Consider the following 15,035-nt stretch of genomic DNA (forward strand, 5'->3'; position numbering starts at 1 on the left):
AGGGATAGCCTGGAGCGATGAGTACGGGCAGTGTTGCGCCGCGAGTCGCACCGGCCCGAGGCGCATCGATCGACGATCTTCTCGCGCAGGTCCTGGGCGGCCACCGTCCGAACGTCGACGAGACCGAACGGTTGCTGCACGCCCCTCTCGACGAACTGTTCCCCGTCGCCGGAGCACTGCGCGACGAGGGTCTGGCGCGCGCCGGGCGCCCCGGAGTCCTGACGTACTCGCGCAAGGTCTTCGTCCCGCTCACGACGCTGTGTCGCGACCGCTGCCACTACTGCGTCTTCGTCGACACCCCCGGCCAGCTGAACCTGCTGCGCAAGCCGACGTACATGAGCCCCGAGCAGGTGCTCACCGTGGTGCGACAGGGGCAGGCGCTCGGCTGCAAAGAGGCGCTGCTCACCCTCGGCGACCGCCCCGAGGAACGCTGGCCCGAAGCCCGCGCGTGGCTCGACGAGCACGGCTTCTCCTCCACGATCGACTACGTCGCGCACATCGCGCGGATCATCACCGCCGAGACGGGCATGCTCGTGCACGCCAACCCCGGCGTCATGCACCCCGACGAACTGGCGACGCTGCGCCCGGTGTCGCCGTCGATGGGCATGATGCTCGAGACCACCTCGCGCCGCCTCTACGAAGAGCCCGGGCAGGTGCACTACGGCTCGCCCGACAAAGACCCCGACCTGCGCCTGAAGGTCATCGACGACGCGGGGGCCGTCGGCATCCCGTTCACCACCGGCATCCTCGTCGGCATCGGCGAGACCGTGCGCGACCGCGCTGAGTCGCTGGTGGCGCTGCGCGAGCTCGATGACCGGCACGGCCACGTGCAAGAGGTCATCGTGCAGAACTTCCGCGCGAAGCCGCGCACCGCCATGCAGGGCGCCCCGGATGCCGACATGCACGAGTACCTCGCGACGGTCGCCGTCGCGCGACTCGTGTTCGGACCCGACATGCGCATCCAGGTACCGCCGAACCTCTCCGACCCGCGCGAGCTGGGCGCCCTGATCGCGGCGGGCATCGACGACTGGGGCGGGGTCTCGCCGCTCACGGCCGACCACGTCAACCCCGAGCGCCCCTGGCCGCAGATCGACGACCTCGCCGCCCAGACCGCCGCCCACGGCTACACGCTGCGCGAACGCCTCACCGCGCATCCCGAGTTCGTTCAGGATGCCGCGCACTGGATCGACCCGGCCCTCCACGCGCCCGTGCGGGCCCTGGCCGATGCCGAGGGGCTCGCGGCCGATGTGCTTCCGCGGGCCGTGAACGGCTCGTCCGCGGGAGGAGATCTGGCGGAGGGAGGACTTCCGGGCCGCGCGGCATCCTCCGCCGCCGGAATCCCCTCCGCTCACCACGTCGCGAGCTCCGACCCCGGCGTGAAGCGCGTCGCCGAGCGGGCGGCATCCGATCCCCTCGGGCTCGACGACGCGGACTGGACCCGCCTGCTGCGCGCCACCGGCGCCGAGCTCGATGCCCTCGCCGCCGTCGCCGACGACGCACGCCGCTACACCGTGGGCGAGCCGATCACTCTCGTGCAGAACCGCAATCTGACCTCGACGGGGTTCCGGCGCGCCGGCCGTACGGGGGCGGGCGAGTTCGACCTCGATGACGCCACGGCCATCGCCGCCGACGCCGCCGACCTCGGTGCCACCGAGATCTGCATTCAGGGCTCGCTGCGCCCCGACGAAGACCCCTCGGGCTATCTCGACGTGGTGCGGGCGGTGAAGCGCGGGGCTCCCGGCATCCATGTGCACGCCTATCGTCCGGCCGACGTGCGCGACCTCGCCGACCGCGGCGGACTCGGGCTCGACGGTGCCCTCGCCGCGATGCGCGACGCGGGCGTCGACACCGTGCCGGGCACGGGCGTGAAGATCCTCAGCGAGCGGGTGCGCGCGCTCGTCGCGCCCGGCGACCTCGAGATCGACCGCTGGGTCGAGGGGATCACCGCCGCGCACCGCGCGGGGTTCCGCTCGACGTCGGTGCTGTTCTACGGCCACGTCGAGACGGGCGAAGAGCGGATCGCGCACCTGCGGCGGCTGCGCGAGATCCAGGACGAGACCCGCGGCTTCGCCGAGTTCGTGCCCATCCCGCTGCCCGGGGGCGACGTTCCGCTCGTGACCGGGCGCGCCCCGCTCGACGAGCACCGCGCGATGGTCGCCGTGTCGCGGCTGTTCCTCTCGGGCAGCATCCCGCACGTGCAGATTCCCTGGACGCGCGTCGGCCGCGACACCGCCGCGGTGCTGCTGCGCTCCGGCGGCGACGACCTGGGCGGAACGCTCTACGACGGCCGCGTGCTGCCCGACACCGGCATCGAGCAGGGGCTCGAGCTGCCGGTCGCCGCGGCCGAACGCCTCGCCCGCAGCCTCATGCGCCCCTTCCGGCAGCGGACGACCGACTACCGGGTGGCCCCCGCGTGACCTCCGTCGAGCGCATCGTCGACGTCGCGATCGTCGGCGCGGGATTCGCCGGCCTCGCCATGGCGGGGGCACTGCGTCGAGCCGGCCGCGACGACTTCGTCGTGCTCGAGCGCGCCGCCGATGTCGGCGGCACCTGGCGCGACAACACCTACCCCGGCGTCGCATGCGACGTGCCCGCGCACCTCTACAGCCTCGCCGCGCACCCGAACCCGCACTGGTCGCGGACGTTCGCCCCGGGCGGCGAGATCCAGACGTACCTGCGCGACGTCGCGGCGCGCGAGCGACTCGGCGACCGTCTGCGCCTGCGCACGCCGATGCTCGGAGCCGAGTGGGATGCCGCGGACGCGGTGTGGCGCATCGACACCGGCATCGACGCTGAGCCGCTCATCGCCCGCTCGCTCGTCCTCGCGTGCGGCCGCCTGACCGAGCCGCACGTCCCCCCGATCGACGGGCTCGAGTCGTTCGACGGTCCCCTGTTCCACTCCGCCCGGTGGGACCACGACGTCGACCTCACCGGCAAGCGGGTCGCCGTCGTCGGCACCGGCGCCAGCGCGGTGCAGCTCGTCCCCGAACTCGCCCGCCGCGCCGCACACGTGACGCTGTTCCAGCGCACCCCCGCGTGGATCGTCCCGCGCGGCGGCGGCGAGATCCCCCGCAGCGACCGCGAGCGTCTCGCCGAGAACCCCGGCGACCTCGCCCGCCTGCGCGCCGAGCTCTACGCCGAGGGAGAAGAACGCTTCGCCTCGCGCTCGGGTGACGCCGCGGCATCCGCCGCCGCTCGCGCGATGGCGCTCTCCCACCTGCACGCCCAGGTGTCCGACCCCGCCCTGCGCGAGGCCCTGACACCGGACTACGCCTTCGGGTGCAAGCGCGTGCTCCTGTCCGACGCGTTCTACCCCGCGGTGGCGTCGGATGCCGTCACCCTCGAGCCCACAGCGCTCCTGGCGGTCGACGGTTCCTCTCTCACCGCCGCGAGCGGCGAGCGGTACGAGGCCGACATCCTCGTCCTCGCGACGGGCTTCGCCTCGACCCGGCAGCCCTACGCCGACCTCGTGCGCGCGGGGGACACCACCCTCGCCGACCACTGGTCGGAGGGCATGACCTCGTTCGGGTCGACGGTCGTCGCGGGCTTCCCGAACCTCTTCGTGCTGAACGGCCCCAACGCGAGCCTCGGTCACAACTCCGCCGTCCTCATGGCCGAGGAGCAGGCCGCGTACGTGGTCCGCTCCCTCACGGAACGCGATCGCCGCCCCGACCGGACGCTCCACGTCCGCCCCGAAGCCGAAGCGGCGTACACCGACGAGATCGCCGCGGCCGCGGCATCCACCCCCTGGCTGACCGGCGGATGCCGCAACTGGTACGTCGACGAGCGATCCGGGCGGTTGACCCTGCTGTGGCCGGGCACGGTGCAGGCTTTCCACGAACGCCTCGTCGGCACCGACGGGTCGGAGTTCCTCCCGTCCGTCCACGCCCCGGCCGCCGAGCCCGCCGAAGCGACCCCCACCCATCCCCGCCCCTAGGAGAGTTCATGAGCGTTCCCCTGCGATTCGGATACAAGGCCTCGAGCGAACAGTTCGGGCCCAACGAGCTCCTCGACTTCGGTGTCCTGGCCGAAGAGGTGGGTTTCGACTCCGTCTTCCTCTCCGATCACCTGCAGCCGTGGATGCACGACGGCGGCCACGCGCCGAACGCCCTCCCGTGGCTGGGCGCACTCGGAGCGCGCACCGAGCGCGTGATCATCGGCACGAGCGTGCTCACGCCCACGTTCCGCTACCACCCGGGCGTCATCGCCCAGGTCTTCGCGACCCTGGGCGTGATGTACCCCGGCCGTGTCGTGCTCGGCGTGGGCACGGGCGAGGCGCTCAACGAGGTGACGCTCGGCCTCGAGTGGCCCGAGGCACCCGAGCGCTTCCAGCGCCTGAAAGAAGCCATCACCATCATCAACGAGCTGTGGGCCGGCGAGCGGGTCACCTACGAGGGCACCTACTACTCGGTGAAGGATGCCACGATCTACGACCGCCCCGAGCAGAAGGTGCCGATCTACATCGGTGCCTCGGGCCCCGCGGCGACGCGACTGGCCGGACGCATCGCCGAGGGCTACATCACCACGAGCGGCAAAGACCCGGAGCTTTACACCGAGAAGCTGCTGCCCGCGCTCGACGACGGTCTCGCCAAGGCCGGCCGTACCCGCGACGACGTCGACACCCTCATGGAGGTGAAGGTGTCGTACCACCCCGACCACGACACCGCTCTCGAGAAGACGCGCTTCTGGGCTCCCCTGGCCCTCACGGCCGAAGAGAAGATGAGCGTCCACGACCCCATCGAGATGCAGCGCCTCGCGAACGAGCTGCCGATCGAGCGGGCGGCATCCCGATTCATCGTCTCGACCGACCCCGACGAGCACGTCGAGCGCATCGCGCGGTACGTCGACCTCGGGTTCCGGCACCTCGTGTTCCACGACCCGGGCCACGACCAGGAGGAGTTCCTGCGCATGTACGGCGAGGAGATCCTGCCGCGCCTCCGCAAGCGCTTCGCCTGAGCGGCTCGGGTGCCGGGGCCGAGCCGAAGCGGTCAGAACTCCTGAGGAATCGACGGCGAGTGCCCCATTTCCGCCGAAACCGCTACCCCTGACCGGATACCTCAGGAGTTCTGCACACAATGGACGCGATGAGCACTCCCGAGATCCGCGACGGCTGGACCGTCGTCGTGCCGGTCAAGCCCGCCGCCCTGGGCAAGACGCGGCTGACCGCCGTCACGGCCGACCGCGAGGCGCTGGCCCGCGCGATCGCGCTCGACACGATCGCCGCGGTCGCGGCCACGGCCCGCGTCCGGCGCGTGCTCGTGGTGACCGACGACGCCGAGGTGCGTACGCAGGTCGCGCAGTGGCCCGCGGTCGACGTCCTGGCCGAGGGCGAGGTCCGCGGACTCGACGTGGCGATCGCCACCGGCGCCGACGCCGCGGGGGTGAGCGCTCCGCGCGCGGCGCTCCTGGGCGACCTGCCGGCGCTCACGTCGCGCGATCTCGATGCCGCGCTGGCACTCGCCGGCGAGGTCGAGCGGGGTCTGGTCCCGGATGCCGAGGGCACCGGCTCCACCCTCGTCACCGCGCGACCCGGCGCGGTGTGGGTCTCCGCCTTCGGCGCCGATTCCGCGGCACGCCACCGGCTGCTGGGCTGCACCGACCTCACGGTCCCGCGGGAGTCGACCCTCCGCCGCGACGTCGACACCGCGGCGCAGCTCGCGCAGGCGGTCGCCCTCGGCGTCGGCCCGCGCACCGCGGCCGTGCTGGCTGCGGCAGCGGCCTGAGGCGGGCACGGCCCGCCCCGGCGGCCGCCTGAACCGGCAACAGAATCGGACGCGTTCGCCGGAATCGGCCTCGAGGCGCGGAAGCGTCCGATTCCGTGGTGTTCATCCGATTCCGGTGTTCCACAACCCGGGTCACGAGGTTCGGATCTCGGCGAACCGAGAACCAATTCCGCGAATCGGACAATACCCAGTGTGAGCACGCATGACGGCGACATCATCGTTCGATCCCTGACACACGGGGCCGCCTTCGCCGACCTCTACGACCGGCACGAGCGCGTCGTGCACCGCTACGTCGGACGACGCCTCGGCACCGCGTTCGCCGAGGACATCACCTCCGAGACCTTCCTCGTCGCCTTCGCGCGCCGCGCCTCTTTCACCGGCGGCCTCGACGCGCGTCCCTGGCTGCTCGGCATCGCGACCGTCCTCATGCAGAAGCACGCCCGGCTCGAGGCCCGCGCGTGGCGCGGCATGCTCGCCGCTGACATCGCCCGCGTCCACGTCGACGACATCGAGACCGCCGACGAGCGGATGGATGCCGACGGCCTCGCACCGCACCTCGGCACCGCGCTCGCGGACCTCTCGCGCGGCGACCGCGACGTGCTGCTCCTGCACACCTTCGGCGAGCTCGACTACGCCGGGATCGCCGAGGCCCTCGGCATCCCTCTCGGAACCGTCCGCTCGCGCCTCAGCCGCGCGCGGCGGAAGGTCCGCGCCGCCATCGCCCCTCACGTCAGTCCGGTCCCCGGCCGAGAAAGAGAGCACCACCGTGGATGAGATCTCGCTGTTGAACCGCGTCCGGGCCGACGTGCCCGAACGCACCCCGGACGACGTGATCCGCGGCCGCGCGGCGCTGCTGCGCGCGATCGAGGCACCCGCCACGGCGCCGGCCCGACGCCCGCGCCGCCCGTGGATCTGGGTCGGCTCCGCGGTCGCTGCGACCTGTGCCCTCACCGGGGTGTTCGTCTTCGGCGGAGCCCTGGGCGCTCCGGGCGGCGCCGATCCGGCCGCCGCCGCCGTCCTCGGCGCGGCCGCTACGGCCGCGCGCGACGTCGTCGACCCGGCCGTCGGACCGGGGCAGTACCTCGAGGTGCGGACGGATGCCGTCTACGCGGCGACGGGAACGACCGAGGCGGATGCCGAAGTGGCCCGACGGGAGCGCGACGGCAACCTCGAGGACGGCGACTTCACGTCGTTCCTCGAGAGCGACGTACAGGCACTCTGGGTACCCGCCGACCGATCCGGCGACTGGGTGGAGGTCCGGTGTGCGCGCACCCCGGTCCAGACCTTCGGCCCCCGCTCCGAGACGTTGGCCTCCGAATGGGAAGGTGCCGGGGCCGACGGACGCTACGTGCTCCCCGCCGGAAAGACCGAGGACGGCGCCCCCATCACGATGCTCGATGCCGACTCGGCCGCCGACCTCCCGCGCGATCCTCACCAGTTGCTGGAGAGGATCTACCAGGAGAACGGCAATGCGGGTCCCTCGCGCGACGGCGAGGCACTCGTGTGGCTCGCCGACCGGCTGCGTTCGGGCACCGTGCCGGCGGAGCTGCGCTCGGTCTTCTACGAGACGGCCGCGCTCATCCCCGGGGTCACGATCACCGAGGAGCAGGCGACCCTGAACGGTCGGACCGGCACGGCCATCGGCCGCGACGAGGGCGAGAACGGCTTCCGTCAGGACATCATCATCGACCCCGAGACCGGAGCGTTCATCGGGGAGCGGCAGGTGCTCCTGCAGCCCGTGGCCGACATGCCCGCGGGCACGGCCACCGGCTCCACGTCGGTGACCACGACGGTGGTCGACGCGGCGCCCGAGGGGACGAGCCTGTGCGAGGGATGACCGGCACCGGCCCCGCCGACCTCCTGCTGCCGCCGACGCACGTGGTGATCCTGACGGGGGAACCGGATGCCGTCGCCCTCGCGTTCCCGGAACGCCGGTCCCGCTAGCCCTGCACGCAGATTCGGAGATGCGCTACAGATTCGGATGAGATCGCTCTTGGCATCCGGATCCGGTGCGCATCTCCGATTCTGCGCGCGCGACCGAGGCCGGAAGCGCGCCCCGGACTCAGGCCCGGAGCGCCGCCTCCGCGATCGCCGCGGACGTTTCCTCGTCGCGCATCCACAGGGGTGCCACGACCGCGCGGATCCCGGCGGCCTCGACCTCGGGCGCCGCGGCGGCGTCTTCCTCGGCCAGCAGCCACGCGTCCAATACTCCGCCCGCCGACCGGGCGCCGTAGTGCCGAGCGACCGCGGCGGCAGACGTCTCGACGCCGATCGCCGTGAGGCACACGTCGGCCATCCCGCGCACCACCCGCCCGCTGATGATCGGAGAGACCCCGACAACGCGCGCCGACGTCGCGCGAAGAGCGTCCCGGATGCCGGGAACGGCGAGGATCGGCCCGATCGACACGACGGGGTTCGACGGCGCAAGGAGCACCGCATCGGCCCGCGCGATCGCCTCCGCGACGCCCGGGGCGGGCGTGGCATCCGTGATCCCGGGGTTCTCGAACGCGCGCGGAGGCAGTTGCGCGCGGTGCCGCGTCCACCACTCTTGGAAGTGCAGACGGCGTCCGTCCTCGAGCAGAACGTGCGTGTCGACCTCGCTGTCGGTCATGGGCAGGAGCCGGATGCCGAGCGGCCAGCGCTCCGCCATCCGCCCCAGCACCTGGGTCGGGGTGAGCCCCTCGCGCAGCCACCCGGTGCGCGCGAGGTGGGTACCGAGATCGAGGTCGCCGAGCGTGAACCACGGCCAACCGGCACCCCACGCCTGCAGTTCTTCGTTGACCCTCTCGGTATCGCCCGCGCGTCCCCAGCCGCGCTCGGTGTCGTTGACGCCGGCGAGCGCGTAGGTGATCGAGTCGACATCGGGCTGCAGGCGGACGCCCGAGAGCCACAGGTCGTCACCGGTGTTGACGACGACCGTGGCTTCGGGCGCTCCGAGCCGACGAAGGGCCGCGCGGACGCCGAGGGTGAACTTCGACCCTCCGACGCCACCGGCGAGGACGACGACGCGAGGCGCGGAAGACTCCATCAGGACAGTCTTCCACTGCTGCGGCGGGCGCGACGGTCAGGACGACGCGGCCGCGACCGGCCGCCACGTCGCGCGCCGACGACGCGGCCGTCGAGCGTCGGCCGGGTGCGGAACAACGATCGCCGGGCGGCGCCACAGCACGAGGGCGGCCACGACCACAACCGCGAGCGCGAGCGACAGGACGACGAGGGCGGCGGCGAGAAGCATGCGTCCAGCCTCTCGGGATCGCGGCCCCGGCACATCGGCACAAAGGACGACGTTCCTCCCCCGCGGGGATGAGATCGCCGCTACTGCGCGAGCAGCGTCGGGTCCAGCGCCTCGGCCGCGGCCTTAGCGGCCGCCGGCAGCGCGTCGAGCACCTGCCCGAGGGCGGCCTCGTCGTGCGCGGCCGTGAGGAACCACGCCTCGAACACGCTCGGGGGCAGCGAGATGCCGGCATCCAGCATCGCGTGGAAGAACGGCGCGTACCGGTACGACTGCTGCGTGAGCGCCGTGGCGTAGTCGCGCGGCACCTCGGGAAGGAACGCGACCCCGAACAGAGAACCTGCGCGCGGCACGGAGTGCACGACGCCCTCGGCCGTCAACACGGCGTCCAGGGCATCGGCGATGCGGGATGCCGAGGCGTCGACCGCCGCGTACACCTCGGGCGTCGCGAGCCGCAGCGTCGCCAGGCCGGCGGCCACCGACAGCGGGTTCCCCGACAGCGTTCCGGCCTGGTACACCGGGCCGAGCGGCGCGAGGTGGTCCATGACCTCGGCGCGACCGCCCAGGGCGGCCAGCGGCATCCCTCCCCCGACGACCTTGCCGAACGTGAGGATGTCGGGCAGGTAGGTCTCTCCCTGCGACGCCTGGAGTCCCCAGAACCCGGCGGGGTGCACGCGGAAGCCGGTGAGCACCTCGTCCATGATCAACAGCGCGCCGTGGCTGTGCGCGATGTCGGCGATCGCGGCGTTGAAGCCCGGGAGCGGCGGGACGACACCCATGTTCGCGGATGCCGCCTCGACGATGATCGCGGCGATGTTCTCACCGTGCACCGCGAACGCCTCGCGCACCGCGTCGAGGTCGTTGTAGGGCAGCACGAGCGTCTGCGCCGCGATCGGCGCGGGAACACCGGCCGAGCCGGGCAGCGCGAGCGTGGCGACACCGGAACCGGCGGCGGCCAGGAGCCCGTCGGAGTGCCCGTGGTAGTGGCCGGCGAACTTGATCAGCAGGTCGCGACCGGTCACGCCGCGCGCGAGACGGATCGCCGTCATCGTCGCCTCGGTACCCGTCGAGACCAGACGCACCTTCTCGACCGGCTTCAGGTCGCCGACCTGCACGCGGTTCGCGATGAGATCGGCGAGCTCGACCTCGGCTCCGGTCGGAGCGCCGAAGGACAGGCCTCGGGATGCCGCCTCCCGCACCGCGTCGACGACCTCGGGGCGCGCGTGACCCAACAGCGCCGGGCCCCACGAGGCGACGAGGTCGACGTACTCGCGACCCGCGGCATCCGTGATCCGAGGGCCCGAGGCCGACTGCACGAAGCGCGGCGTCCCGCCCACGGAGCCGTACGCGCGAACGGGCGAGTTCACGCCGCCCGGGATGACGTCCTTGGCACGGGCGAACCACTGGTCGTTGAGGTCAGTCATGGCATCCATTCTTCCGGGCGGGCGCGCGAGAAGGCCGAACCCCGACGCTTGTCGGGGCCGGCCGGGGGCTCAGAGCTCAACGCGGAGCCAGCGGGCGGCCTCGAGCGCCCAGTACGTCAGGATCGCGTCGGCGCCGGCACGACGGATGCCGAGGAGGCTCTCCATGATCGCGCCGCGGCGGTCGATCCAGCCGTGAGCCGCGGCGGCCTCGACCATCGCGTACTCGCCCGACACCTGGTACGCCCACACCGGAACGTCGACCGAGGCCTTCACGTCGGCGAGCACGTCGAGGTAGGGCAGCGCCGGCTTGACCATGACGATGTCGGCGCCCTCCTCGACGTCCAGCAGCGCTTCGCGCACGCCCTCGCGCCCGTTGCCGGGATCGAGCTGGTACGAGCGGCGGTCGCCCTTCAGCTGCGAGTCGACCGCCTCGCGGAACGGACCGTAGAAGGCCCCCGCGTACTTGGCCGAGTAGGCGAGGATCAGCGTGTCGGTGAAGCCCTCGGCATCCAGCGCCTCGCGCACCGCGCCGACCTGGCCGTCCATCATTCCGGACAGCCCGAGCATCGCCGATCCCGCGCGCGCCTGCGCCAGGCCCATCGCGGTGTAGCGCTCGAGGGTGGCGTCGTTGTCGACAGCGCCGTCGGCCTGCAGGACGCCGCAGTGCCCGTGGTCGGTGAACTCGTCGAGGCACAGGTCGGTCTGCACGACGAGCGCGTCGCCCACCTCGGCCACCACGGCTTCGGTCGCGAGGTTCAGGATGCCGTTCGGGTCGTCGGCCCCGGAACCCACCGCGTCGCGCGTCTCGGGAACGCCGAACAGCATCACGCCGCCGATGCGCTCTTCCGCGGCCTCGGCGACGGCACGGCGCAGCGAGTCGAGCGAGTGCTGCACGATCCCCGGCATCGAGCCGATCGGGCTCGGCTCGGTGATGCCCTCTCGCACGAACATCGGCAGCACGAGCTGAGAGGGGACGAGGTGCGTCTCGCGGGCGAGACGACGGACGGCGGGGGTGCGACGCAGGCGACGCGGGCGGTGCTCGGGAAAACTCATGAGGTCGATTCGTCGGGGGCCAGGGGGAAGCGGGCCACGGCCTCGATGAGCGACTCGACGGTCTGCTTCTCCGCGACCACGTCGACGCTCAGCCCGGCGCGCTTGGCATCCTTGGCCGTGCGCGGGCCGATCGCCGCGATGACGGTGGATGCCGGGATCTCGGGGAACTGCGCGACCACCTGTTCGGCGACCGAGCCGCTGGTCACGAGGATCGCGTTGATACGCCCCGAGTGGACGTCACCGGCGATCTTCTCGGTCACCGGCACGCCGACCGTGCGGTACGCCACGACGCTGCGGACATCGTGGCCCGCCTCGATCAGCAGGCGCGTGAGCACCGGCTTCGCGATCTCGCTGCGCAGGGTCAGCACCTTGCGCGGCTCGGACTCGAGGTCGATCATCTGCTCGGCCATGCCCTGGGCGGAGTTGTCACGCTCGGGGACGAGGTCGACGCGATAGCCGACGGCCTGCATCGCCGCGGCGGTGGTCTCGCCGACGACGGCGACCTTCGTCTCAGCGGGGATGACGGCCCGATAGGCGTAGAGCACGTCGACGGTGGTCGCGCTCGTCAGCGTCAGCCAGTCGAACGCACCCGCGGCCAGGTCGGCGAGCGCCTGCTCGAGGGTCGCCTGGTCGTTCGTCGGCGCGAAGTTGATGAGCGGCGCGATGACCGGAACCGCCCCGCGCTGGCGAAGGCTCGCCGCGACACCGTCTCCCCACGGCCCCCCGCGCGGCACGAGCACGCGGCGGCCGGCGAGCGGTTTGGGCACGCTGCCTGTCGAGGTGGTCGGCGTGTGCCGATGGCCTTCATTCATGTGGTCGACTCTCGTGGTACCAGGTCGGCCGCCCCACGTTCGAGCAACCGACGCGCGGCTTCTCGGCCTATCCGCGCTGCCCGCGCGATGAGACCCCCGTCGTCGGCAGCATCCGCTCCATTGCCACTGCCCGTTTCCCGAGCATACCCCTGCTCGACGCGCCCCGGACCGTCGTGTACGGGCTCGGACTCCCCGCGAAGGGGCTCGACGCGCACGGTCCGGTCGATGCCGATGCGATGCGCCCCGTCCAGCGCGTACACGACGGCTCGCAGGCGCAGATCGCCGTCCGCGATCGACGCGTGCGTTCCGACGGGCGCGTGGCATCCGGCATCCAGAACCGACAGCACCGTCCGCTCCGCGGTGATCGCGGCGCGCGTGTCCTCGTCGTCGAGCGCAGCCAGCGCGGCGAGGGTGTCGGCGCCGATGTCGGCGCGCGTCTCGACGGCGAGCGAGCCCTGCCCCGGGGCCGTCGGCCACTCCGCGAGGCCGAGCGCCTCGGCGCGCAGCCCACCCAGCTCGCCGCCCAGGCGCGAGATCCCCGCGGCGGCGAGGATGACGGCATCCAACTCTCCGTCGCGCACGCGCGCGAGACGCGAGTCGACGTTGCCGCGGATGTCGTGGATGTCGAGGCGCGGGTTGTGACGGAGCGCCTGCGCGATGCGGCGCGGCGAACCGGTGCCCACGCGCGCGCCCGCCTCGAGGGCGTGCAAGGGGGTGCCGTCGCGAGTGACCACGACGTCGCGGGCATCCTCGCGCGGCGGTGTCGCGGCGATGACGAGGCCCTCGGGCTGCGCGGTGGGCAGGTCTTTGAGCGAGTGCACGAGGAAGTCGCAGCGACCGGCGGCGAGCGCCTCGCGCAGACCGTTCGCGAACACGCCGCGACCGCCGAGCTGCGAGAGCGACGCGCGATTGACGTCGCCCTCCGAGACGATCGGCACGAGCTCGACCTCGCGGCCCGACGCCGCAGCGACGGCGTCGGCCACCATCTGCGACTGCGCCAGGGCCAGCGCGCTGCGCCGGGTGCCGAGACGCAGGGGGGCGGTCACTGGAGGATCTCGGGGATCTCGTCGAGCGTGACCAGGCGACCGGTGTAGAACGGCACCTCCTCGCGGACGTGGCGGCGAGCCTCGGTGTAGCGGAGATCGCGCATCATGTCGACGAGGTCGGTGAGCACGTCGGCCTCCATCGGCAGGAGCCACTCGTAGTCGCCGAGAGCGAAGGACGCCACGGTGTTGGCGATGACACCCTTGTAGGCGGAGCCCTTCTTGCCGTGTTCGATGAGCATCTCGCGACGCTCGGCCTCGGGCAGGAGGTACCACTCGTAGCTGCGCACGAACGGGTAGAGGCACAGCCACTGCTGCGCCGGGATGCCGCGGAGGAAGCCGGGCACGTGCGAGCGGTTGAACTCCGCGTCGCGGTGGACGCCCATCGCGTTCCAGGTCGGAAGGAGGTTCTTCAGCAGCTCGGTGCGGCGCAGCCGCCGCAGGTCGCGCTGGAGGGCCTGCGGGTCCGGGCCGTGGAGCCAGACCATGAGGTCGGCGTCGGCGCGGAGCCCGCTGACGTCGTAGAAGCCGCGGACGGTGACACCGTCGGCCTCGATGAGGGCGGTGAGATCCGCGAGCTCGGTGGCATCCGCAGCGGTCACCGGGTTCTCGGGGTCGCGGCGGAGGATGGCCCAGAGGGTGTAGATGGAGGAGCTGTCGTCGGACATGCTCTCAGTCTCGTCCGGTGCGCGCGGACGATCAAACCGATTGGCTCACTCCCGAGCCTTTTCGCGCATCGAGATGCGCGGGCGGGCCAGCGATTGGTACTGTGCCCCGACGGCGTCGGGGGACGCCCGCCGAAAGGGTGCCCCATGTGGCTCTATGACTTCCCCATGGCCGTGGGGCTGCCGCTGTTCATCATCTTCGTCGTCGGCATCTCGTGCGGCATCCTGCTGGTCCTGCGAAGGTGGGTCTTCCGGGTCGCGCCGCAGGGTGAGGAGTGGGACCGCGTCCTCAGCTACGCGGTCGGCGCCTACGGCGTGTTCTACGGAGTCACGCTCGCGCTCATCGCCGCGGCGGCCTACGGAAACTTCACCGAGGTCGACGGGATCGTGCTCGAGGAGTCGTCGTCGCTCGCGTCGCTCTATCGCACGGCGACCCTGCTCCCCGAGCCGCAGCAGGACGAACTGCAGGACCAGATCGTGCAGTACACGCGCGCCGTGATCGACGAAGACTGGCCCGAACAGCGGCGCCTCCAGTTGCCGTCGGAGTCGGATGCCAACATCACCGGCATGCAGAAGGCCATCGACGCCGTGCAGCCGACGTCGGCGGTCGAGGTCGTGTACGTGCAGGAGGCGCTCGAGCAGTTCCGGCAGCTCGTGCACGACCGCCGCGACCGCATCGCGCTGACGCACCTCGCCCTCCCCGGCGTGCTGTGGATCGTGCTGGCGGTCGGCGCGCTGCTGAACGCGGTGCTGCTCGGACTCATCGAGGTGCGGAACCTGCGGATCCACCTCCTGATGTCGGGGATGCTGGCGCTGTTCGTCGCGCTCCTGCTCTACGCGATAGCCGGGTTCGACCACGCCTACGCCGGCCCGATTGCGGTGACGCCGGAGTACTTCCAAGACCTGCTCGACGGGTTGTTCGTCAACGAACCGTAGGCGGATCAGCCGGCGGGCGGTGCCGCGAACCGTCAGGCGGAGTTCGTGGCCGACGCGCCGACACCCTCGGGCCGCAAGCGGCATGTCGCCGCCGGACTCCGCACGACGGCACGCGCCCGGCATCCGGAACCGTCGACGCCCCGGGCC

General features: G+C 72.1%; 14 protein-coding genes. 7 read left to right on the forward strand and 7 right to left on the reverse strand.

Annotated elements, in window-relative coordinates:
* Positions 1–17: 17 nt before the first annotated feature.
* The 6 genes from cofG to P2P98_RS01405 all read left to right on the forward strand — a co-directional run bounded on the left by cofG (position 18) and on the right by P2P98_RS01405 (position 7,560).
* Entirely contained in the window at positions 18–2,417 is a 2,400-nt protein-coding gene (gene cofG, locus P2P98_RS01380; protein WP_275796454.1) for a 7,8-didemethyl-8-hydroxy-5-deazariboflavin synthase CofG, read from the forward strand.
* Positions 2,414–3,937: an NAD(P)/FAD-dependent oxidoreductase gene (locus P2P98_RS01385; protein ID WP_275796456.1), complete on the forward strand. Its 1,524-nt coding sequence runs from the start codon at positions 2,414–2,416 to the stop codon at positions 3,935–3,937. Before cofG ends, P2P98_RS01385 begins: the two co-directional genes overlap by 4 nt.
* An 8-nt stretch (positions 3,938–3,945) precedes the next feature.
* Positions 3,946–4,956 carry a glucose-6-phosphate dehydrogenase (coenzyme-F420) gene (fgd, locus tag P2P98_RS01390; RefSeq protein ID WP_275796458.1) on the forward strand — a complete coding sequence of 337 codons (1,011 nt, stop codon included), beginning with the start codon at positions 3,946–3,948 and terminating at the stop codon, positions 4,954–4,956.
* A gap of 128 nt (positions 4,957–5,084) precedes the next feature.
* Positions 5,085–5,723: a 2-phospho-L-lactate guanylyltransferase gene (cofC, locus tag P2P98_RS01395; protein WP_275796460.1), complete on the forward strand. Its 639-nt coding sequence runs from the start codon at positions 5,085–5,087 to the stop codon at positions 5,721–5,723.
* Between the two features lie 192 nt (positions 5,724–5,915).
* A complete protein-coding gene (locus tag P2P98_RS01400) occupies positions 5,916–6,497 on the forward strand; it encodes an RNA polymerase sigma factor (RefSeq protein ID WP_275796462.1) in 582 nt (193 codons plus the stop codon).
* Positions 6,490–7,560 (forward strand): CU044_5270 family protein, encoded by a 1,071-nt coding sequence (locus tag P2P98_RS01405; RefSeq protein WP_275796464.1) that lies wholly within the window; start codon positions 6,490–6,492, stop codon positions 7,558–7,560. The genes P2P98_RS01400 and P2P98_RS01405 overlap by 8 nt, the downstream gene beginning before the upstream one ends.
* Before the next feature lie 225 nt (positions 7,561–7,785).
* On the opposite strand, the gene cofD is transcribed toward P2P98_RS01405, so the two are convergent.
* From cofD to hemQ, 7 genes are all read right to left on the reverse strand, one after another.
* A complete protein-coding gene (cofD, locus tag P2P98_RS01410; RefSeq protein ID WP_275796466.1) occupies positions 7,786–8,751 on the reverse strand; it encodes a 2-phospho-L-lactate transferase in 966 nt (321 codons plus the stop codon).
* A gap of 36 nt (positions 8,752–8,787) precedes the next feature.
* Positions 8,788–8,958, reverse strand: coding sequence for a hypothetical protein (locus P2P98_RS01415; RefSeq protein WP_275796468.1), 171 nt, complete (start codon positions 8,956–8,958; stop codon positions 8,788–8,790).
* Between the two features lie 80 nt (positions 8,959–9,038).
* Entirely contained in the window at positions 9,039–10,379 is a 1,341-nt protein-coding gene (gene hemL, locus P2P98_RS01420) for a glutamate-1-semialdehyde 2,1-aminomutase (RefSeq protein ID WP_275796470.1), read from the reverse strand.
* A 69-nt stretch (positions 10,380–10,448) separates the two neighbouring features.
* The gene (gene hemB, locus P2P98_RS01425; RefSeq protein WP_275796472.1) at positions 10,449–11,432 is read right to left on the reverse strand and encodes a porphobilinogen synthase; all 984 of its coding nucleotides are present in this window, start codon (positions 11,430–11,432) and stop codon (positions 10,449–10,451) included.
* Positions 11,429–12,244 carry a uroporphyrinogen-III synthase gene (locus P2P98_RS01430; RefSeq protein WP_058596528.1) on the reverse strand — a complete coding sequence of 272 codons (816 nt, stop codon included), beginning with the start codon at positions 12,242–12,244 and terminating at the stop codon, positions 11,429–11,431. Before P2P98_RS01430 ends, hemB begins: the two co-directional genes overlap by 4 nt.
* Positions 12,241–13,290 (reverse strand): hydroxymethylbilane synthase, encoded by a 1,050-nt coding sequence (gene hemC, locus P2P98_RS01435; protein ID WP_275796474.1) that lies wholly within the window; start codon positions 13,288–13,290, stop codon positions 12,241–12,243. Before hemC ends, P2P98_RS01430 begins: the two co-directional genes overlap by 4 nt.
* Positions 13,287–13,955, reverse strand: a complete 669-nt coding sequence (gene hemQ / locus P2P98_RS01440; protein WP_275796476.1) for a hydrogen peroxide-dependent heme synthase — start codon at positions 13,953–13,955, stop codon at positions 13,287–13,289. Before hemQ ends, hemC begins: the two co-directional genes overlap by 4 nt.
* 144 nt (positions 13,956–14,099) lie before the next feature.
* Here hemQ and P2P98_RS01445 point away from each other — a divergent pair, with 144 nt between their 5' ends.
* On the forward strand, positions 14,100–14,888 hold the full coding sequence (locus P2P98_RS01445) for a DUF4239 domain-containing protein (RefSeq protein WP_275796478.1): 789 nt from the start codon (positions 14,100–14,102) through the stop codon (positions 14,886–14,888).
* Positions 14,889–15,035: the final 147 nt, after the last annotated feature.

The sequence above is a fragment of the Microbacterium sp. Kw_RZR3 genome (assembly GCF_029222405.1).
Taxonomy (GTDB): Bacteria; Actinomycetota; Actinomycetes; order Actinomycetales; family Microbacteriaceae; genus Microbacterium.